The sequence below is a fragment of the Streptomyces sparsogenes subsp. cuspidosporus genome (assembly GCF_039532705.1).
GTDB lineage: Bacteria > Actinomycetota > Actinomycetes > Streptomycetales > Streptomycetaceae > Streptomyces > Streptomyces sparsogenes.
The window spans coordinates 19243-39537 of the sequence record NZ_BAAASD010000022.1; the positions used below are offsets into that span (position 1 = coordinate 19243).

Genomic DNA, 20295 nt, shown 5'->3' on the forward strand with positions numbered 1-20295 from the left:
GCCGACCATCTCCCGGGTCCCGCACATCGTGTGCGGCGTCACCGGAGAGAGGGTCCATGCGCTGGGAGAACATCCACATCGCCGCGGTCGGCACCTGGCTTCCCGAGCCGGTGGCCGTGGAGGCCGCCGTACGGTCGGGGGAGCTGACCCCCGAGCGGTGCGAGGTCTTCGGCTACCGGTCGGTGCTCGTCGCCCCCGAGGGGATCGCCCCGCCGGACATGGCCGTGCACGCCGCGGAGACCGCGCTCAAGCGCTCCGGCGTCGCGCCCAAGGAGTTCGGGCTGCTGCTGCACGGCAGCCTGTGGTTCCAGGGCCTGGACGTGTGGCCGGTCGGCTCGTACATCGCGCAGCGCACCGTGGGCCGTACGGTGCCCGCGCTGGACGTGCAGCAGCGCTGCAACATCGGGGTCGGCGGGATCGAGCTGGCCGCGAGCCATCTGGCCGCCGGGGCGCGCGGCTCCGCGGTGATGCTGACCACCGCGGACCGCTGGGACGGCCCGGGGGTCAACCGGTGGTCCCTGCACGAGGACCACGTGTACGGGGACGGCGCCACCGCGATGGTCCTGTCCCGCCACGGCGGGTTCGCCCGGCTGCTGTCCACGGCCACCGTGGCCGACAACTCGCTGGAGGCGATGGCGCGCGGCGACGAGCCGTTCCACCCGGTGTCCCCGGCCGCCCACACCCCGCTCGACCTGACCCGCAGGTCCCGCCAGTACAAGGACGGGCACGACGAGGACGAGGCCGCGCTGCGGCACGCCCGGGTGATGCTGCAGGCCAAGGTCAAGGCGCTGGCCGCCGCCCGGACGCCCTCCTCGGGGCTGGCGCGGGTGGTGATCCCGGCGACCGGGCGGCGCAAGGGCGACTACCAGCTGCACCATCTGCTCGGCGTGGAGGAGCGGCAGACCACCTGGGCGTACGGGCGCACCACGGGCCACATCGGCGGTGGGGACCTGGCGGCCGGCCTCGCCCACCTGGTGGAGACCGACGGTGTCCGGCCCGGCGACCGGGTGCTGCTGTTCGGCGGCGGGTCGGGGTTCACCTGCACCACCGCGGTGCTGGAGATCACCGAGGTCCCGCGGTGGACGTGACCGCCGCCGTCCACGCCCCGGCGGCCGCGCCCGGCACCCTCGGCGCCCTGCTGGAGCGGGCCGCCGCCGCCCGCCCGGACGCGCGGGCGGTGCGGGACCGCGCGGGCGCGTGGACCTACCGCCGGCTCGACGGACACGCGCGGGCGTTCGCGGCCTGGCTGGCGGAGCGGGGCGTACGGCGCGGCGAGCGGGTGCTGGCCCGGGTCGGCAACCGGCGGGAGTTCGCCGCCATGCTGTTCGGCACGGCGCGCCACGGGGCGGTCTTCGTCCCGGTCGACCCGGCCATGCGGCCGTTCCATCTGACCCAGGTGGCGGCGGACTGCGACCCCGCGCTGGTCGTCTCCCTCACCGACGACCCGGCGACGCTCGCGGCGCTCCGGGAGGCCACCGGCCGCCCCGTCCACGAACTCGACGCGGTGTGGCGACGGGTGGAAACGCTACGGCCACCACCGGACACCGGAGCCGTGCCGCCGCGGGTGTCCCCCGACGACCTGGCGCTGCTGCTCTACACCTCCGGGTCCACCGCCGCGCCCAAGGCCGTGATGTGCCCGCACTCCTCCGTCCTCTTCGCCGCGCGGGCCATCGCCTCCCGGCTCCGCTACCGCCCGGACGACGTCGTCCTCGCGGCCCTTCCGCTGTCCTTCGACTACGGGCTCTACCAGATCCTCCTGGCCGCCCTCGCGGGCGCCGAAGTGGTGCTGACCGAGCCGGACCGCCATGTCGGGCTGCACGCCGTCCTGCGCGAACACGGCGTCACCGTCGTCCCGGTGGTGCCCTCGCTCGCCGAGATGCTGCTGCGGCTGGCCGGGCGGGAGCGCTCCGCCGCGCCGCCGCCCGTCCGGCTGTTCACCAACACCGGCGCGGCGCTCACCGCCCCGCTCGTCGCGGGCCTGCGGCGGACGTTCCCGGGCGCGGCGGTGGCGCCGATGTTCGGCCTCACCGAGTGCAAGCGGATCACCGTGCTGGAGCCCGACGGCGACCTCGCCAAGCCGGGTTCGGTGGGGACCGCCCTGCCGGGCACACACGTCGCGATCCTGGGCGAGGCGGGGCGGCCGCTGCCCCCGGGGCGCGCCGGACAGATCGCGGTCCGCGGCCCGCACGTCATGCGGGGCTACTGGCGCGCGCCCCAGCTCACGGCGGCCAGGTTCCGCCCGGATCCGGCCACCGGCGAGGTGACCTTGCACACCGGCGACTTCGGCCACCTCGACGAGGACGGCCACCTGTACTTCCACGGGCGCCGCGACGACCTGTTCAAGCGCCGTGGCGTGCTGACCGGGGCGCTGGAGATCGAGGCGGCGGCCCTGGACATCGACGGCGTCACCGCGGCCGCCGTCCTCCCTCCCGGCCCGGACGCGGACCTCACGCTCTTCGCCGTCACCGAGCTGACGCCCGGGCGGGTGCTCGGCTCGCTCGGCGAGCGTCTCGAGAGGTCCAAGGTGCCGGCCGTCTGCCGGGTCGTCCCCGCGCTCCCCCTCACCCCCAACGGCAAGACCGACAAACAGCGGCTGCGGCGGATGCTCGACACCCCCCAGCGGTAGGGACTCGCCCCCAGCGGTGGAGACCCGCCCCCCAGAGGCAGAGAGAAGAGAGAACAGCCATGCACTCCGACCCTTCCACCCCCTGGGAGCGGCAGTTCGAGGAGCTGGTCCTCGGTGTCCTCCCGCGCCACTCCCGCCACGCGCCGCTCGACCCCGCCCTCGACCTGAAGACGGCCGGGCTCGACTCCATGGCCACCGTGGAACTCCTGGTCCGCCTGGAGGAGGCGTACGGCGTGGACTTCCCCGACTCCGTACTGAGCGGGGAGACCTTCGCCACCCCCGCCGCGCTGTGGCACGTCCTCACCGCCCAGCGCGCCACCGCCGCTCCCGTTTCCGGCGAGGAGGAGACCCCGTGCGCGTCCTGATGACGACCACCCCCTCGCCGTCCCACCTCGCCCCGATGATCCCGCTCGCCTGGGCGCTGCGGGCCGCCGGCCACGACGTGCTGGTGATGGGCCAGCCCGACATCCAGAGGACGGCCCACTCGGCCGGGCTGAACAGCGTCAGCGTCGGCGCCCCGTACCACGGCAACGACTCCGTCCTGCCCTATCTGCCCCCGGGCGTCCGGCCCCTGCAGGCCCTGGGCCGGAACAACCGGGAGGTCCTGCCCGGCGCCGCCAAGGTGTACGCCACCCACGCCCGCTACATGATCCACGCCTATCTTGAGGTGGCCCGCGGGTGGCGGCCGGATCTGGTGGTGGGCGAGCAGTTCGACTACACCTCGCTGATGATCGGCGGCGCCCTGGGCGTGCCGGCCGTGCACCACCGCTGGGGCGTGGACCCGCTGACCGGCCCGGCCCGGCCGATCGCCGCCATCTTCCTGGACGGGCTGTGCCGCCGACTCGGCATGGACGGCCTGCCGGAGCCGCACGCCGTCCTCGACCCCTGCCCGCCCGCGCTGCAGGCCCCGGACGCCGCGCCCGGCACCCCGATCCGCTTCGTGCCCTTCAACGGCGCCGGCGCCAGGCCGGACTGGGTCACCGAGCGGCCCGCCGCCCGGCGGGTCTGCGTCACCCTGGGCCGGCAGACCCTGGTGACCAACGGGCTGCCGCTGCTGCGCCATGTGATCGAGGCCTTCGACGGCCTGCGGGACGGGGGCGGCGCGGACGTCGAGGCCGTGGTGACCGTCGACTCCCGCTTCCGGGACCAGGTGGGCGCCGTGCCCCCGGCCGTACGCCTCGTCGACCCCACCCCGCTCAACCTGTTCCTCCACACCTGTGACGCGGTCGTCCACCACGGGGGCTGCGGCAGCGCGATGACGGCGACCGCGGCCGGCCTGCCCCAGCTCGTCCTGCCCCAACTCCTGGACCAGTTCACCGTCGGCGACGCGCTGGCGGACGCGGGGGCCGGGATCGGCCTCGACACCGCGGCGGCGCAGGACGACCCGGAGCAGGTGCGCGCCGCGGTGACCGCCCTGCTCACCGACGAAGCACACCGCAGCGCCGCCGGCCGTCTCGCCGACGCCGTACGGGACATGCCCTCGCCCGCGCGGGTGGCCTCCGACCTGGAACAGCTCGTCGCCACCGGCCAGTCCCCCGCCGGGGCCCCGGCCCTGGCCGCCGCCTCATGAGCCCGGAGCCCGACCCGCCCGCGAAGCCCGACCCGCCCGCGAAGCCCGACCCGCCCGCCAACCCCGGCCCGCCCGCAAAGCCCGGCCAGCCCGCCACGCCCGCCATGCCCGCCATGCCCGACCCGCCGCTCATGTCCGAGGGGCAGATCCAGCTGTTCTCGCTGGGCGCCCTGCTGACCATGCTGCTCTCGCTGCTCGACGAGAACATCGTGGCCAGCGCCGCCTGGCCGATCGCCCGGGACCTGGACCCGGGCGGCGGCGTCGGCGCCATCCCCTGGCTGGTCACCGCCTACGCGCTGGCCGCCACCGCGTCCCAGCCGCTGTACGGGAAGCTCAGCGACACGCTCGGCCCCCGCCGGGTCTACCTCTGCTCCGTCCTGCTCTTCCTCCTCGGCTCGGCGCTGTGCGGAACCGCCTCCCACATGGGCGAGTTGATCGCCTTCCGGGCCCTGCAGGGGCTGGGCGGCGGCGGGCTGATGAGCCTGACGCTGATCATCCTCGCCACCGTCCACCCGCCCCGGCAGGGCAGCGGCGGCGGGGGCATGGGCATGGGCGGGGGCCTGGTGGCGCTCGGCATCCTCGCCGGTCCCCTGCTCGGCGGCTTCCTGACCCAACACCTGTCCTGGCGCTGGATCTTCTACGTCAACCTGCCGCTGGGCGCCGTGTCCGTCGCCATCACCCTGGCCACCCTGCGGCTGCCGCGCGGCACCACCGCCCACCGCGTGGACGTGACGGGCGCCGCGCTGGTCACGGCGGGCGCCACCGGGGCGCTGCTGCTGGCCGAGTGGGGCGGGTCGCGCTACGCCTGGTCCTCCGCGCCGGTCCTCGCGCTGGGCGTGGCGAGCGCCGCGCTGCTGGCCCTGTTCTGCTGGTGGGAGACGCGGGTGGCGGAGCCGATCCTGCCCATGGCGCTGTTCCGCGACCCGGTCTTCCGGATCGCCGCCCCGCTGCAGTTCCTCGGCGGTTTCGCGGTGCTGGCCGCGCCGCTGTTCATCGTCGCCTATCTGCAGATCGCCCGCGGTGTGCCGGCCGACGAGGCGGGGCTGCGGCTGGCGCCGGTGGCCGCGGGCGTGATGGTCGTCATGGGCGTGTCCGGGCTGGTGATCACCCGCCTCGGCCGCTACAAACCGGTGCTGGTCGTGAACACGGGCGTCGCCGCGCTCGCCCTCGCCCTGTTCTCCACGGTCGACTCCCGCACCCCGGACCTGACGCTGGGGCTGCTGCTGGTGCTGCTCGGCGTCGGGCTCGGCGGGGTCGTGCAGGTCGTGCTCCAGACGGCCCAGGCCGCCGCGCCGCCCGGCAGCCTCGGCGTCGTCACCACCGGCACCCGCTTCTTCCTGATGCTCGGCAAGGCGTGCGGCGCCGCCGTGCTCGGCGCCGTCCTGGACCACCGCTCCGGCGAGGACCCGGGGACGGCCCAGGGGGTGCACGCCTACGTCCTGGCCACCGACACCGTGTTCCGCTGCGCCGCCGGGGTGATGCTGGCCGGCCTCGTGCTCGCGCTCCTCATCCCGGACGTGCGGCTGACCGCCGCCGGCCCGCGGACGGCCACCCCCCGCACCTCCCCCGCAGACGCCCCGCAACCGTCCACCTGAGGAGACCAGATGCGCGTGATGATGATGTCCACCCCCGTGTCCTCCCACTTCTCGCCGCTGGTGCCGCTGGCCTGGGCGCTGCGCGGCGCGGGACACGAGGTCCTGGTGGCCGGTCAGCCGGATGTGATGGGCCCGGCCCGGGCGGCGGGGCTGAGCGCGGTGAGCATCGGCGACTGGTTCCACGTGGACGACCTGCTGCTCGGCGGCCTCCCGGAGGGCAAGCGGCTCATCGAGTCGCTGGGCCGCCCGGCGTCGGAGCAGGTGGCCGGCGCGGCCCGGATGTGGATGGTGCACACCAAGTACCTGCTGCCGGACTACCTCGACTTCGCCCGCGCCTACCGCCCCCAGCTCATCGTCTCCGACCTGCTGGAATACACCGCGCCGATCCTCGGCGCGGTGCTGGGCGTGCCGGTGGCGCACCACCGCTGGGGCGTCGATCCGTACACCCGCCCCGCGCGCCCCGCGGCCCGTCTGGCCCTCCAGGGCGTGTGCGAGCGGCTCGGCCTGGACGGGCTGCCCGACCCGACCGTGCTGCTCGACCCCTGCCCGCCCGCGCTCCAGCTCCCGACGGCGGAGCCGGGCACCCCGATCCGGTACGTGCCCGCGGGCGTCGGCGGCCCCATGCCGGACTGGCTGCGGGAGGAGGGCGACGGCGGGGCGGGGGCGGGCTCCGGGCGCCGGCGGGTGGCCGTGTCCATGGGGCTGCGCACCCTCGTCCTCAACGGTGTCCCGCATCTGCGGCGGGTGTTGCGGGCCTTCGAGGGGCTGCCGGACCTGGAGGCGGTGGCGACCGTGGAGCCGGAGTACCGCGAGGAGCTTGGCCCGGTCCCGGACAACGTACGGATCATCGACCCCACCCCGCTGCACCTGCTCCTCGGCAGCTGTGCGGCGGTGATCCACCACGGCGGGGCGGGCACCGCGCTCACCTCCTCGGCCTTCGGCCTGCCGCAGCTCGTCCTGCCGCAACTGGCCTGCATGTTCGCCACCGGAGACCGGCTGGCGGCGGCCGGCGCGGGCATCACCCTTGACGACGCGGCCCGCCAGGACGACCCCGAGGTGCTGCGCGAGGCCCTGACCACGCTGCTGTCCGGGCCCGGCTACGCCAAGGCGGCCGGGGAGCTGCGGGAGGACATGGAGCGGATGCCCGCGCCCTCGCGGGTCGTCGCCGACCTGGAGCGGCTGGCGGCGCAGCCGGTGTGAGGGGCGGCCAGGTGCGAGGGGCGCACGCAAGAGGGCCGGCCCCGCCGGGGGTCGGCCCTCTCGTGTGCGCCACTTCTCTCAACCGCTCACGCCACTCTGCCCGACGCTCACGCCACTCCGTCCGCCGCTCACGCCGCGCGGCTGGCCGCGCCCTCCATGGAGGCCTCCGCGATCACCTCGTACAGCTCGTCGTCCGGTCCGGCTCCGGCCTCCGCCGCCTCCGCGTCCCGCAGCCGCACCAGGCTCACCCGGCCGCCCTCGCGGCGGTCGGAGGCGATGACCGAGCCGGACACGAAGCCCTCGCGGCGGGAGGCGGCGTCGAGCCGCGCCAGCAGCTCCTCCTCCGTCGCCTCGCCCGGCTCGTGGGACGTCACCACGCAGTACTGCCCGACCCCGTCGCCGGCCCCCGCCCCCGGCTCCGGGCCCGAGGCGGCCGCGAGCACCGGCCCGTGGTCGTTGACGAGGTCGGCGAGCTCCATCAGCCCGGCGGCCGTGAGCAGGAGGAAGTCCGGGACCATGACGGCGGCCTTGTACGCGGAGTTGTCCCGCCACTCGGTGACGATGACATGCCGGTCCGGGTGGTCGGGCGAGCGCAGCAGCGAGGTGCGCAGAAAGCCGTGCTGGGTCGTCATGTACTCGCGGTAGCCGTCGAACGCCTCCTCGAAGGCCGCGGTGTCCTGCTTGTGCCTGTCGGTGAGCTGGAAGCGGGCGACCACCGTCACGGGCGCGGGGCCGTGCTGCTTCTCCGGCATGGGTTGACCCTTTCGTCTGCCTGGTCTGCGCCGTCCGAGATACGGATCGACGGATTGCCGTACGCGATGCGGTGAAGGACCTTGCGGTACAGGGGGGTGTGGCGCAGCACCCGCGCGAGCCGGGGGCGCACCCGGGTGGCGAGCGCGCCCTGCGAGAGCATGGCCTTGCTCTGCAGGGTCTGCAGCCTCATGACGGCCGCGATGTCGGGGGCCCGCCGCTCCTCGAAGGCGGCGAGGCGCGCCGCGCCGGTGTCGCCCGCGGCCAGCGCCCGGGTCAGCACCGGATGCAGCACCACCGCGTCCTGGACGGCGAGGTTGATGCCCTGGGCGCCGATCGGGCTGTGGGTGTGGGCGGCGTCGCCGATCAGGACCAGCCCGTCGTCGGCCCACCGCTCGGCCCGCGAGGAGAAGACGTCCAGCAGGCTGAGGTCGCGCTGGGAGCGGATCTGTTCGCGGATGAGGTGGGCGTACGGCGGCACGGCGCGGCAGAGCTGCTCCCTGACGTGGTCCAGGCCCCGCCCGGCGATCTCGCGGTAGCCCTGGTGCGGCAGGGTCCAGCCGATCTGGATGCGGTCGGGCCACGAGGCGTAGGCGAGCACGGGGCTGCCGCCGGCCCGGAACACCCGTACATCGCGCGGTGGCTCGCCGCCCGGCCCTCCCCGGGCGGGCCCGCCCGCCGCGAGCTTGAACCACAGCACGTCGTGGTCGAAGGCCTCGGTGCGCCCGGCCCCGATGCCCGCCAGCCGGCGGACCCGCGAATAGCGGCCGTCCGCGCCGACGACCACCCGCGCGCGTACGGTGCACGGGCCCGCCGGCCCGGCGGCGGTGACACCGGCGACGCGCCCGTCCCGGCGCACCAGGCCGCCCACCCGGCGCCCGTCCAGCCACCGGAAGCCGGCGAAGGGGCGGCAGTGGTGGAGCAGTTCGTCGAGCACATGGGCCTGCGGGAGGCTCAGCAGGTGGTCGTACGGCGCGGGCAGCAGCCGGTAGTCGGCCTCCAGCAGCACCCGGTCGCCCTCGATCAGGCGGAACCTGTCGTGCTCGTGTCCGCCGCGCGCCCGGGCCCCGGCCAGCACGCCGAGCTGGTCCAGCAGCGCCATGGCGCCGGGCTGCAGGATCTCGCCGCGGAACTCCCGGTGGTGGGCGCGGGTGCGCTCCACCACCGTGACCCGGGCCCCGGACCGCAGCATCAGCAGCGCCAGGACCAGCCCCGCCGGTCCGCCGCCGACCACGCACACATCGGTGTCGTACTCCTCCTGCGCCACCCTCGCTCCCCTCCCGGTCGCCGACGTTCCCCTTACGCGCGCGGGGCCCCTTACGCGCGCGGGCCCTTACGCGCGCAGGGCCCTTACGAGCGCAGGGCCCTTACGCGCGCAGGCTCAGACCGCCGTCGGCGGTGATCACCTGGCCCTGGATCCAGCCCGCCTCGGCCGTGCACAGCAGGGCCACCACATCGGCCACGTCGCGCGGCGTGGTGAGCCGGCCGCCGGGGGTGCGCGCCGCGAGCGCCGCGGCGGTGGCCGGGTCGGGGGTGTCCGGGCCCTTGTCGAGCTTGGCGGTGGCGACCGCGTTGACCGCGATCCGGCGGCCCGCCAGCTCCACCGCGAGATAGCCCACCAGGCTCTCCAGCGCCGCCTTGGCGATCCCGGGGCCGACGTAGCGCGGCACGGCCCGGTGGGCCCCGCTGCTGGACACGGCGACGATCCGGCCGGGCCCGCCGGCCATGAGGTCGGCGATCGCGGGGGCGCCGTACAGCAGCGGGTCGAGGGCCGCCGAGAGGTCGGCCCGTACGTCGTCGGGGCGGGCCCCGACGGCCGGCATGGGGTGCCACGAGGCGACGCTGTGCACGAAGATGTCCAGCCTGCCGTACTGGTCGCGCACCGCGGCCAGCAGGGCGTGGAGCTGCTCGGGACGGGTCACGTCGGCCCGCCGGGCGACGGCGCCGCCCCCCAGTCCTGACAGGTCGCGCAGCGCGCGTGCGGCGTCGGCGTCGCTGTGCGCGTAGTCGAGGATGACCTGGGCGCCCGCGGTGGCCAGCTTGCGGGCCACCGCGAAGCCGACCCCGCGCGTCGCCCCCGTCACCAGCGCGACCTTCCCGGCGAGCCCCAGGGTGTCGGGGCGCGCCGGCTCGGCCGGATCGGCCGCCCCGGCCGGCTCCGCCCGCTCGGCCTGTTCGCCCCGCTCGGCTTGTTCGCCCCGCTCGGCCTGCTCGGCCGTCTCAACCGACATGGTCCGCCGCCTCGGGGCTCGGGGCGTCGACGCCGGCCGCCTGGGCGGCGAGGTGTACGGCGCGCTCGGCCGTTCCGGTGGCCGGGGCGTCGGCGCGGGAGGCCCGCCAGGCGTCCGCGTCCGACCACCAGGTGACGAAGGTGTAGTGGCCGGGCCTGGTCAGCGACCGGCTGAGGTCGGCGTGGCGAAAGCCCGGCCGCGCCGCCAGGGCGCGCGCGTACTCCCGGTAGGACGCGTCGAAGGCGTCCAGGCTCGTCTCCTCCACACCGAGCCGCTCGACCACCACCACCGGCGCGCCCTCCGCGACATCGCGGCCCGCCCGCAGCACGTTGCGGGACGGGTCGGCCGCCACGTCCACCAGCTCGTGGAACTCCTTGGCGTGCGACTGGAACACCTCGCTGCCCCGCACCCGCTGGAACGCCTCGGGCGAGCGCCACCGGCCGAGGTTGACGTACACCCCGGGGCGCTCCACCAGCCGCACCGCCTGGTGCGAGTCGAAGCCCTCCTGGGCGCGCATCCAGGCCACGTGGTCGAGGAAGTGCCGCTCGAACTCGGCGGCCAGGCCGGGGTCCTTGAGCGTGAAGGTGTTGATGACGGTGAACAGGCCGGTCGGGTGGTCCGGCGCGCCGGGTGACGACATGGCGGTACGGCCTTCCTGAGGGGCTCGGGTGGGGACGGGGACGTGCGGCGCGAGGCGGGCGACGAGGTCGTCGCGCAGGGCGCGGCGCGACACCTTGCCGCCCGCGTTGCGCGGGATGGCGTCCACCACCTCGATGTGGTGGAGCCGCTGGTAGTACGGGAGTCGCTGGGCCACGGCGGCAGCCACGGCCTCCGCGACCCGCTCGCCCGCGCCCGGCCGGAGCACCACCAGCGCGGCGGGGACCGCGCCCCGCGCCGGGTCCGGCAGGCCGAGGACCACGGCCTCCCGGACCGGCTCCTGGCCGAGCAGGACCTGCTCGATCTCCGTGGGCGCGACGAGGAAGTTGTCGCATTTGAACGTGTCGCCGAGCCGGTCGATCAGGAACAGCCGCCCCTCCTCGTCGATCCGGCCCACGTCGCCGGTGGAGAACCAGCCGCCGTCCTCGAGGCCGGTGCCGTCCGGGCCGCCGAGGTAGCCCTTCATCACCTGCGGGCCGCGCACCTGCACCTCCCCCACCGCGCCGGGCGCCACCACCGTGCGGCGCTCGACGTCCACGACCCGGCACTCGGTCCCGGCCACCGGGCGGCCCACCGAGCCGGGCAGCGGGCGGGCGGGGTCGTCGCTGTGGGTCAGCGGGGAGGTCTCGGCGAGCCCGTACCCCTGGAAGACCGGCACCTCGAACCGCTCGGCGAGCCGCGCCGCGTCCCGCACCGACAGCGCCGAGCCGCCCGACGCGATCTGGCGCACGGTCGTCAGCGTCATGCCGTCCAGGGCGGGGTCGGTGGCGAGCCGGGCGAGGCGGACCGGGAGGCTGTAGAAGTGGGTGGCGGAGTGCCGGTTGGCCGCCGCGACCGCGTCGCGCGGCTCGGACGCGGCGCACAACACCTGGGTGGCGCCCGCGCACACGGCCGAGTTGAGGTGCATGGGGTGGTAGGTGGGCAGGTGGTTGAGGGTGACGGAGCGGCCGCCGACGCGGTGTGCCTCGGCGATCTGCGCCGCGTTGACGACCAGGTTGCGATGGGTGAGCCGGACGGCCTTGGGCAGCCCCGTCGTACCGCTGGTGAACTGGACGCACACCACGTCGTCGGGCCCTGCCGCACGGTGCGGCCGGACGAGCGTCCTGGTGCCCAGGACGTCGTCCAGGCGGGGCACGCCGGGGTGCTCGTCCGGGGCGACCGGGCCGATCAGCACCGCCTCGCGCAGGGCGGGCAGCCGGTCGCGCACCGCCGCGAGCCGCGCGTACAGCCCGGCGTCCACGAACGCCAGCCGCGCCCCGCTCACCGACAGGGTGTGCACCAGCGCGTCCTCGCCCAGCAGCGGGTTGACCACCGCCACCACGTGTCCGCCGCGCGCGGCCGCGTAGTAGGCCACGGCGAAGTCGGGGTGCAGCACGGCGGCGACCGCGACCACCGCCTTCTCCCGCCCCGGCAGCGCGCGGTGGATCGCGTACGCGGTGCGCGAGATCCGCAGGTCGAAGCCGGCGAAGTCCAGCGTCCGCCGGCGGCGGCCCGGGGCCTGGCCGCCCCACACCAGCGCGGTCCGCGCGGGGTGGGCCCGGGCCGCCTCGGCCGGCAGCCCGTCCAGCCGCACGGCCGTGCCGCTCCGCTCACCCACGGGCCGTCGCCTCCGCGAACTCCCGCGCGTGGCGCAGCGTCGTGGTGCTGTTGGCGCTCAGCGCGCGCTGCACATACGTCCGGGCGTCGGCGACCGTCCGGCCCGGGCCGAGGACCCGCTCCACCGCCCCGGGGTCGAGGATCACGGTGTGCCGGGAGGTGACGGCCACGCCGTCGCCCGCCGGGGTGATCGTCCAGCTTCCGGTGTGCGCGGTCATCAGGGCGGGCACGGTGGTCTGCTTGTAGACGATGCGGTCGGGGGCGAAGCAGACCCGCACGGACTCGGTGGTGTGCACGGATCCGTCGGCCGTGCGGGTGTCCATCGCCATCACCTGGACGCGCGGCTCACCGCCCCCGCCCGTGTCCCGACCGGCCGGGTCCCGACCGGCCGTGTTCCGACCGCCCGTGTTCTGACCGGCCGGGTCCTCCTTGAGGTCGAGCCGGGACACATGGGGCAGCCGCTCGGGCCACAGATCGGCGCGGTACAGGTAGTCGTACACCAGCGCGGGATCCCCGGCGGTGAACACCGTGTCCTCGAAGGAGAACTCCAACTCGCCGAGCCTGTAGCCGAGTTCCGCCAGGGCCTTGACCGCCGCCAGCTCGGACTCGCTGTTGCGGTCCACCGCCGAGGTGATCCAGCGGACGCCCGCCGGGTCGTCGTCGACCGCCCGGAAGTCGTGGCGCAGCTCCAGCCGGGAGACGTGGTCCCCGTGGGACGTGACGGTCCACTCACCGCCCATGGCCGCCACCGGTGGCGCGGAGAGCTCCTGCCGGAAGGTGACGCGCAGCCCGTGGGGGTCCAGCTCGCGGCGCGACGTCCAGCTCTTGACCTCGCCGCCGGCGGTGGCCCAGATCCGGATCCGCTCGGCGCCGGGCGTCCGCTCCAGGTGTTCGACGTGCACATTGGGGGCGAAGCGCTGGGGCCAGTCGGCGACGTCCGCGATGATGCCGTACACCGTGCGGGCCGGGGCCAGCACGGTGATGCCGTGGGTGGTCAGGTAGGTGTCGGTGGTGGTCACGGGGGGCGCTCCCTCAGTAATTGCCCAGTCCGCCGCAGACGTTGAGCGCCTGGGCGGTGATGGACGCGGCGGTGTCGGTGACCAGATAGCCGACCAGGCCCGCCACCTCGTCGGGGGTGGAGTAGCGGCCGAGCGGGATCTTGGCCTGGAAGCGCTCGAGGATCGCCTGCTCGGTGGTGTCGTACACCGCCGCGTACCCCTGGCGGACCCGCTCTGCCATCGGCGTCTCGACGTATCCGGGGCAGACCGCGTTGACCGTGATGCCGGTCTTGGCCAGCTCCAGGCCGACCGCCTTGGTGAAGCCGACCACGCCGTGCTTGGAGGCCGAGTACGGGGCGCCGAGCACGACGCCCTGCTTGCCTCCGGTGGAGGCGATGTTGACGATCCGGCCCCAGCCGCGCTCCCGCATCCCGCCCTCGGCGAGCACCTCGCGGGTGGTGAGGAAGACGCTGTTGAGGTTGGTGTCGATCACGTCGTACCACAGCTCGTCGGCCAGCCCGGCGGTCTCCCCGCCGCCGCTGCGCCCCGCGTTGTTGACCAGGACGTCGACCCGGCCGAACCGCCCGGTGGCGGCCGCCACCAGCGCGCGCACGTCCTTCCGCTTCGACACATCGGCGGCGACGCCCCCGGCCTCGTGGCCCGCGGCCCGCAGCTCCTTGACGGTCATCTCCACGGCCTCGGCGGTCCGGGCGCAGACGAAGACCGCGAAGCCGGCCGCCGCCAGGCCCCGCGCCACCGCGAGACCGATTCCGCTCGTGCCCCCCGTGACCAGCGCGACCCGCCGCTCATCGCTCGCCATGCGCGTCCTCCTCCGGTGCGTCGTCTGCACCGAGAGTGGCCGGGGGCTCTCGATCCTCGATCGCACGGCGGTCGAGCGGTCCGTTCGACCGCCCGTCAAGGGGCGTACGAGGGGGCGCGGCGACGCTGCCGCAGGACACCCACGCGAGCGAGAGAGGGACCGCCATGACCGTCGCGGCACACCCCGCCACCACACCGGCCGACCCGGCCGGCCCTGCCTGCATGGCCGGCCCCGGCGGCCTCGCCGAGCTGTACGCGGAGATCCAGCAGTTCTACGCCCGTCAGATGCGGTTGCTCGACGACGGCGAGGCCGAGGCCTGGGCCGAGACCTTCGCCGAGGACGGCGTCTTCGGCGCCAACGCCCACCCCGAGCCGTTCACCGGCCGGGCCGCCATCGCCGCCGGCGCCCGCCGGGCCACCGACGACTTCGCCGCGCGCGGCATCCGGCGCCGCCACTGGCTGGGCATGCTCTCGCTGGAACCGAAGGACGAGCACACCGTCTTCGTCCGCTCGTACGCCCAGGTCATCGAGACCCCGCGCGCGGGCCAGCCGGTCCTGCGGGCGTCCACCGGCTGCGCGGACCTGCTGGTGCGGCGGGACGGCCGGTGGCTGGTGCTCGACCGCCGGATCCACCGCGACGACCTGGGCTGAACCCGTGCGGGTGCTGTTCGCCACCTGGGCCGAGCCGGGCCATCTGTACAGCCTGGTGCCGCTGGCCTGGGCCTGCCGGGCCGCCGGGCACGAGGTGCGGCTCGCCGCGCCGCCCTCCTGCATGGCCTCGGCGGCCCGCGCCGGGCTGACCGGAGTGCCCGTCGGCCGGGACGTGGCCGTGGAGCAGATCAGGAACCGCGCGGACCTGGCGGCCTGGCGCCGGCCCGGCCGCTGGCCCGAGGGCTGGGCCTCGCGGCCCGGGCTGCTGGACGAGGGCCGGCGCGCGGTGCTCCGTGCGCTGGCCGACAAGCAGTTCGCGGTCGCGGACGCGATGGCCGGCGACCTCCTCGCCTTCGCCCGCCGCTGGCGGCCCGATGTGGTCGTGCACGACGCGCTGTGCTTCGCGGGCACGGTGGCCGCCGCCGCGCTCGGCGTCCCCGCGTACGGGCACGGCTGGGGCACGGCCACCGTCATGCGGGTGGAACACCACGAGCTGGGCGCCCGCCCGCTGCCGGGCTACCCCCGGCTGTTCGAGCGCCACGGCGTGCCCCCGCGCACCGGCCCCACCGCCTGGTTCGACCCCTGCCCGCCCGCGCTGCGGCTCCCCGACCCGGCGCCCCGCCCCCGGATCGGGGTGCGCTACGTCCCGTACAACGGCCCGGGGGACGTGCCGCGCTGGGTGGTGGAGGAGCGCGCCCGGCCGCGGGTGTGCGTCACGGCCGGGGTCTCCGGGCAGAAGGTGCGCCCCGGCGCCCTGCCGCCCCTGCTGGCCCACACCGCCCGCGCCCTGGCCGGCCGGGGCCTGGACGTGGTGCTGGCGATCGGCGCCGACCAGGCGCGGACGCTGAAGGCGGCCCCGGAGAAGGCGCGCGTGGCCGTGCGCCTGCCCATGTCCGAGCTGCTGCCCACCTGCGCGGCCGTCGTCCACCACGGCGGCTCGGGCACCGGCCTGACCGCCGCCGCGGCCGGGACCCCGCAGCTGGTGCTGCCCCAGATCCCGGTCACCGCCGAGATCGGCGAACGGCTCCACCACCAGGGCGCCGGGCTGCTGCTGCCCCCCGCGCTCCAGGCCGACCCGGCCGCCGTCGGCGAGGCGGTCGAGGCCCTGCTGGACGACCCCCGCCACGCCGACGCCGCCGCCCGCCTCCGTACGGACCTGCTGCGCATGCCGTCCCCGGCCGAGCGGGTCGCGGTCCTGGAACAGGCGGCCGCCCGGCGCTGAGCGGCCCGGCCCCACCCGCCCCCGCCCGGCCAGGGCGGGAGCGGGCGGCGGCGCGCGCCCGTACGCCGCGGCGTCAGGCGGCGCGCGCGTCCGCGGCCCGGGGGGAGGCGGCGCGCGAGGCGGCGAGTTCCTCCAGCTCGGGGACCACCATGGCCGGGGCCGGCATGGCGGCCATCTCCTCGCGCGCCCGGCCCGCCGCCGCCCCGTAGGACGGGTCGTCCAGCAGCTCGCGCAGCGCCGTGCGGATCGCCTCGGGGTCCCGCTGCCCGCCGGGGTCGAGCGAGCGGCCGGCGCCGCAGGCCGCGATCCGCTCGCCGTAGACGCCGAGGCTGGGCAGCGGCGGGGCCAGGACGAGCTGCGGCAGGCCGTGGTGCAGGGCCGTCAGCCCGGTGCCGGAGCCGCCGTGGTGGACCAGGGCCGTGCAGCGCGTGAGGAGCTGCGACAGCGGGGCGGGCTCGATGACGCGCACATTGGCCGGCAGCGGACCCAGCTCCTCGGCGCGCCCCCGGGGCAGGGTGAACACCCCCCGCACCCCCTCGAGCCCCTCGAACGCCCGGGCCGTCGCCGCCAGGGCGGCCGTCCCCGCCTTCTCGATCGTCCGGGAGCTGAAGGACACGCATATGGTCCGCCGCTCCGGCGAGCGCACCGGGCCCCACGCGGGGTGGCTGCCGGGGCCGTTGTACGGCACGAAACGCACCGGGCGGGCCGGGGCGGCCCGGGGGTGGCGCAGCAGCGGCGGGCAGGGGTCGAGCAGCAGATCGGGGTCGGGCAGCAGCCCCCCGGGGGTCCCCGCGCGCTCGCACACGGACCGCAGCGCGGCGCGGGCGGGGACGCGGGCGAGGGTGGTCAGGACGTCGGTGCCCCAGCGGTGGACGACCGACGGCACGCCCAGCGCGCCGGCGACGATCGGGCCGCAGAACTCGACCGGGTCGGACAGCACCAGGTGGGGGCGCCACTCGCGGGCGAACCTCAGATATCCGTCGATCACCCGGCCGACCCGGGCCCGCCAGCGGACCGCGAGCGCGTCCCAGTCGGGCTCCCACACCGCCGCGGGCGCCCCCGGCGTGCGCCGGGCCGGGGCGGGGGGCGGGGCGTCGGCGGGCAGCGGCCCCGCCTCGACGGGGAAGGTGTGCAGACCGGCGGAGCGGGCCGTGGCCACGGCCCCGGGCTCCCCGGCGCACAGCACCTCGTGGCCCGCGCCGGCCAGCGCCCAGGCCAGGGGGACGAGCGGCAGCAGATGGCTGCCGACCGGGGTGACGACGATCAGTACACGCACCACGCGCCCCCTACGCCTGGGCGGGCCGGGTGCGCGCCTCGGTCAGGCCCGCGTTGACGTACCGCAGCAGCAGCCGGGGCGTGGCGGCCTCGGCGACCGTGTCGTCGGCCAGCAGCACGCCGTACTCGCGCTCGATGCGGCCCACGGTCTGCAGGACCGCGAGGGAGTCGTAGTTGAGGTCGGTGAAGGGGGTGTCGAGCACATCGCCGTCCAGGTCGACGGTCTCGTCCTCGCCGGCGCACTCGCGCAGCAGGGTGGTCAGCTCGGACAGCGTCATGCGGGTCGTCCGTGTCATGTCGTCGTGCCTTCCTTCATGGGCTGCTCATGGGCTGCGGCCAGTGGCCGGTCGGTGGGGACAGTGGGCCGGTCGGTGGGGACAGTGGGCCGGTCAGCGGGGGCAGTGGGCCGGTCGGTGGGGGCGGGCCGCGACGACGACGGCCGCCGCGTTGAAGCCGCCGCGGCCGCGGGCCAGCACCAGGGCGGCGCGTACGGGGTGGGGGCGCGGCCGAGCGGTCACCAGGTCGAGTTCGAGGCCGTCGGCGAGCCGGGTGACGTGCACGGTGGGCGGGATCAGCGCGTCGCGCAGGGAGAGCAGCGCGGCCGCGAGGTCGAGGGCGGCCCCTCCCGCGTACAGCCGTCCGGTCATGGTCTTGGGCGCGGTGACCGGCACCCGGCGCGGCCCGAAGACGGAGGTGATGGCCTCCGCCTCGGCCCGGTCGAGGTCGGGGACTGCGGCGGCGTCGGCGAAGACCACGTCGATGTCCCGGGGGGCGAGGCCGGCGTCGTCGAGGGCGAGTTCGACGGCGCGGCGCAGCGCGGGGGCGCCGCCGGGCCGCCCGCCGCCTGGTTTGGCGTCGAAGGTGGCGGCATAGCCGGCCAGTTCGCCGTAGACCCGGGCGCCGCGGGCGCGGGCCGCGGCGGCGTCCTCCAGGATCAGGATCGCCCCGCCCTCGCCCGGCACATAGCCGCGGGCGGCGGCGTCGAAGGGCAGATAGGCGTGGGCGGGATCGTCGGCGAGGCTGAGCCGGCCGCCCGCGAGCTGCGCCGTCCAGCCCCATGGGCAGATCGCCCCGTCCACGCCGCCGGTGACGATGAGCCGGCTGCCGCCGCGCAGCCGCCGGCGGGCCTGGGCCACCGCGTCCAGGCCGCCCGCCTGCTCGGTGACCAGGACGCCGCTGGGCCCGCGCAGCCCGTGGCGGATCGAGATCTGCCCGGTGTTGACGGCGTAGAACCAGGCGAAGGACTGGTACGCGCTGACGTACTGCCCGCCCTTGCTCCACAGCGCCTCCAGCTCGCGCTGGCCGAACTCGAAGCCGCCGGCCGAGCTCGCGGTGACCACCCCGGCGGCGTACTCGGGGAGCCGGGCCGGGTCGGTGTCCGCGTCGTCGAAGGCCTCCTGGGCGGCGGCCAGCGCGAGGCGCGTCATGTGGTCGGTCTGCGGGAGCAGACGGCCCGGGATGTGCTCGGCGGGGTCGAAGCCGGGCACTTCGCCGGCGAGCCGGGCCGGGTAGCCGGAGGCGTCGAAGCGGCTGACCGGGCGGATGCCGCTCTCCCCGCCCACGGTGGCCTTCCACCACACCGGGGCGGTCAGGCCGTTGGGCGCGACCACGCCGATGCCGGTGAACACGGCGGCGCTCACCACGTGTCCGTCTCCCGCCCGGCGCCGGCCAGCACCATCGCGCTCTGGAAGCCGCCGAATCCGCTCCCCACGCTCAGCACCACCTCGACGGCCCGCTCGCGGGCGACCAGCGGGGTGTAGTCGAGGTCGCATTCGGGGTCGGGCTCGTGGAGGTTGGCGGTGGGCGGGACGACGCCGTGCTCGATGGCCAGGGCGCTGGCGGCGATCTCCAGGGAGCCGATGGCGCCCAGCGAGTGGCCGACCATCGACTTGATCGAGCTGATGGGCGTGGCGCGGGCGTGTGCGCCGAGGGCGCGCTTGAAGGCGGCGGTCTCGTGGCGGTCGTTCTGCTTGGTGCCGGAGCCGTGGGCGTTGATGTAGTCGACGGCCGTCGCCGGCAGCCGGGCCTCGTCGAGGGCGACGCGGATGGCCTCGGCCATCTCCCGGCCGTCGGGGCGCAGCCCGGTCATGTGGTACGCGTTGCAGCGGGAGGCGAAGCCGGCGATCTCCGCGTACACATGGGCGCCCCGGCGGCGGGCCAGGGAGAGCTCCTCCAGGACGAAGAGCGCGGAGCCCTCGCCCAGCACGAAGCCGTTGCGGGTGCGGTCGAAGGGGCGCGAGGCGTGTGCGGGGTCGTCGTTACGCGGCGAGGTGGCCTTGATGGCGTCGAAGCAGGCGACCGTGATCGGGGAGATGGGCGCGTCGGTGGCGCCGGCGACCATGACGTCGGCGCTGCCTTCCCGGATGAGCTCCACGGCGTGGCCGACGGCGTCCAGGCCGGAGGTGCAGCCGGTGGAGATCACGGACACCGGGCCCTGGGCGCCGACGGCCCAGGCCACCTCGGCGGCGAAGGAGCTGGGCACGAAGTGGTCGAAGAGGTGCGGCACGGCGTACGTGTAGTCGACGAGCCACTTCGCGCCGCCGTCGCTGACCACCCGGTACTCGGTGTCCAGGCTGGTGGTGGCGCCCACCGCGCTGCCGACCGTGACACCCACGCGGTACGGGTCGAGCCCGCCGGCGCACAGCGCTCCGGCCGCTTCCAGACCGCTGTCGGACACCGCCTCCCGGGCCGCGACCACCGCGAACTGCGCGGCGCGGTCCATGCGGCGCACCTCCTGCGGCGTCAGGCCCTCGTGGTGCGGGTCGAAGTCGGCCTCGGCGGCGATCCGGGAGCGGAAGCCGGTGGCGTCGAAGAGGGAGATGGCCCGGGTGGCGGTGCGGCCCTCGGTCAGCAGCGACCAGAACTCCTTGGTCCCCACGCCGCCGGGGGCCACCACGCCTATGCCGGTGATGGCGACCCGGCGCCTCCCTCGTCGATCGATAACGCGCTGATGCATCACGTCGGTTCGACCTTCCTGCTCGGAGCCGCCTGTGGGGCTCGGTTCTCCGCCGGCTGGCGCGGGGAGGGACCCCGCCGGGACAGTGCCGCCCCGCTCTCAACCCGCGCTCGACTCGGGGCGGAGCGCGCCCGCGTCACTCGCCGGCG

Annotated in this window: 18 protein-coding genes; 8 read left to right on the forward strand and 10 right to left on the reverse strand. The window is 76.0% G+C overall.

Going from position 1 to position 20295, the window contains the following annotated elements; all coding sequences use genetic code 11:
- The first annotated feature begins 56 nt into the window (after positions 1 to 56).
- The 6 genes from ABFY07_RS24145 to ABFY07_RS24170 are packed head-to-tail and all read left to right on the forward strand — an operon-like array spanning position 57 to position 6991.
- Positions 57 to 1088: a ketoacyl-ACP synthase III family protein gene (locus ABFY07_RS24145; protein ID WP_346176492.1), complete on the forward strand. Its 1032-nt coding sequence runs from the start codon at positions 57 to 59 to the stop codon at positions 1086 to 1088.
- A complete protein-coding gene (locus tag ABFY07_RS24150) occupies positions 1079 to 2626 on the forward strand; it encodes a class I adenylate-forming enzyme family protein (RefSeq protein WP_346176493.1) in 1548 nt (515 codons plus the stop codon). Before ABFY07_RS24145 ends, ABFY07_RS24150 begins: the two co-directional genes overlap by 10 nt.
- A 59-nt stretch (positions 2627 to 2685) precedes the next feature.
- Positions 2686 to 2991 carry a phosphopantetheine-binding protein gene (locus ABFY07_RS24155; RefSeq protein ID WP_346176494.1) on the forward strand — a complete coding sequence of 102 codons (306 nt, stop codon included), beginning with the start codon at positions 2686 to 2688 and terminating at the stop codon, positions 2989 to 2991.
- A complete protein-coding gene (locus ABFY07_RS24160; protein ID WP_346176495.1) occupies positions 2979 to 4196 on the forward strand; it encodes a nucleotide disphospho-sugar-binding domain-containing protein in 1218 nt (405 codons plus the stop codon). Before ABFY07_RS24155 ends, ABFY07_RS24160 begins: the two co-directional genes overlap by 13 nt.
- The gene (locus tag ABFY07_RS24165; protein WP_346176496.1) at positions 4193 to 5791 is read left to right on the forward strand and encodes an MFS transporter; all 1599 of its coding nucleotides are present in this window, start codon (positions 4193 to 4195) and stop codon (positions 5789 to 5791) included. Before ABFY07_RS24160 ends, ABFY07_RS24165 begins: the two co-directional genes overlap by 4 nt.
- A gap of 9 nt (positions 5792 to 5800) precedes the next feature.
- Positions 5801 to 6991 (forward strand): nucleotide disphospho-sugar-binding domain-containing protein, encoded by a 1191-nt coding sequence (locus tag ABFY07_RS24170; RefSeq protein WP_346176497.1) that lies wholly within the window; start codon positions 5801 to 5803, stop codon positions 6989 to 6991.
- Positions 6992 to 7119: 128 nt separating this feature from the next.
- Here ABFY07_RS24170 and ABFY07_RS24175 read toward each other — a convergent pair whose 3' ends face one another.
- From ABFY07_RS24175 to ABFY07_RS24200, 6 genes are all read right to left on the reverse strand, one after another.
- On the reverse strand, positions 7120 to 7743 hold the full coding sequence (locus tag ABFY07_RS24175; RefSeq protein WP_346176498.1) for an antibiotic biosynthesis monooxygenase family protein: 624 nt from the start codon (positions 7741 to 7743) through the stop codon (positions 7120 to 7122).
- Positions 7710 to 9008 carry an FAD-dependent monooxygenase gene (locus ABFY07_RS24180; RefSeq protein WP_346176499.1) on the reverse strand — a complete coding sequence of 433 codons (1299 nt, stop codon included), beginning with the start codon at positions 9006 to 9008 and terminating at the stop codon, positions 7710 to 7712. The genes ABFY07_RS24175 and ABFY07_RS24180 overlap by 34 nt, the downstream gene beginning before the upstream one ends.
- A gap of 100 nt (positions 9009 to 9108) precedes the next feature.
- Positions 9109 to 9972, reverse strand: a complete 864-nt coding sequence (locus tag ABFY07_RS24185; RefSeq protein WP_346176500.1) for an SDR family oxidoreductase — start codon at positions 9970 to 9972, stop codon at positions 9109 to 9111.
- Positions 9962 to 12226, reverse strand: a complete 2265-nt coding sequence (locus ABFY07_RS24190; protein ID WP_346176501.1) for an AMP-binding protein — start codon at positions 12224 to 12226, stop codon at positions 9962 to 9964. The genes ABFY07_RS24185 and ABFY07_RS24190 overlap by 11 nt, the downstream gene beginning before the upstream one ends.
- Positions 12219 to 13244 carry an aromatase/cyclase gene (locus tag ABFY07_RS24195; RefSeq protein WP_346176502.1) on the reverse strand — a complete coding sequence of 342 codons (1026 nt, stop codon included), beginning with the start codon at positions 13242 to 13244 and terminating at the stop codon, positions 12219 to 12221. Before ABFY07_RS24195 ends, ABFY07_RS24190 begins: the two co-directional genes overlap by 8 nt.
- A gap of 13 nt (positions 13245 to 13257) precedes the next feature.
- Positions 13258 to 14043, reverse strand: a complete 786-nt coding sequence (locus ABFY07_RS24200) for an SDR family NAD(P)-dependent oxidoreductase (RefSeq protein WP_346176503.1) — start codon at positions 14041 to 14043, stop codon at positions 13258 to 13260.
- A gap of 164 nt (positions 14044 to 14207) precedes the next feature.
- Between ABFY07_RS24200 and ABFY07_RS24205 the strand changes: the two genes are divergently transcribed.
- Positions 14208 to 14693: a nuclear transport factor 2 family protein gene (locus ABFY07_RS24205; RefSeq protein WP_346176504.1), complete on the forward strand. Its 486-nt coding sequence runs from the start codon at positions 14208 to 14210 to the stop codon at positions 14691 to 14693.
- 4 nt (positions 14694 to 14697) lie between these two features.
- On the forward strand, positions 14698 to 15915 hold the full coding sequence (locus ABFY07_RS24210) for a nucleotide disphospho-sugar-binding domain-containing protein (protein ID WP_346176505.1): 1218 nt from the start codon (positions 14698 to 14700) through the stop codon (positions 15913 to 15915).
- Between the two features lie 73 nt (positions 15916 to 15988).
- On the opposite strand, the gene ABFY07_RS24215 is transcribed toward ABFY07_RS24210, so the two are convergent.
- The 4 genes from ABFY07_RS24215 to ABFY07_RS24230 all read right to left on the reverse strand — a co-directional run bounded on the left by ABFY07_RS24215 (position 15989) and on the right by ABFY07_RS24230 (position 20146).
- On the reverse strand, positions 15989 to 17191 hold the full coding sequence (locus tag ABFY07_RS24215; RefSeq protein WP_346176506.1) for a nucleotide disphospho-sugar-binding domain-containing protein: 1203 nt from the start codon (positions 17189 to 17191) through the stop codon (positions 15989 to 15991).
- A 10-nt stretch (positions 17192 to 17201) separates the two neighbouring features.
- Positions 17202 to 17486 (reverse strand): acyl carrier protein, encoded by a 285-nt coding sequence (locus ABFY07_RS24220; RefSeq protein ID WP_065959722.1) that lies wholly within the window; start codon positions 17484 to 17486, stop codon positions 17202 to 17204.
- 93 nt (positions 17487 to 17579) lie between these two features.
- Positions 17580 to 18833 carry a ketosynthase chain-length factor gene (locus ABFY07_RS24225; protein ID WP_346176507.1) on the reverse strand — a complete coding sequence of 418 codons (1254 nt, stop codon included), beginning with the start codon at positions 18831 to 18833 and terminating at the stop codon, positions 17580 to 17582.
- A complete protein-coding gene (locus tag ABFY07_RS24230; RefSeq protein ID WP_346176508.1) occupies positions 18827 to 20146 on the reverse strand; it encodes a beta-ketoacyl-[acyl-carrier-protein] synthase family protein in 1320 nt (439 codons plus the stop codon). Before ABFY07_RS24230 ends, ABFY07_RS24225 begins: the two co-directional genes overlap by 7 nt.
- Positions 20147 to 20295: the final 149 nt, after the last annotated feature.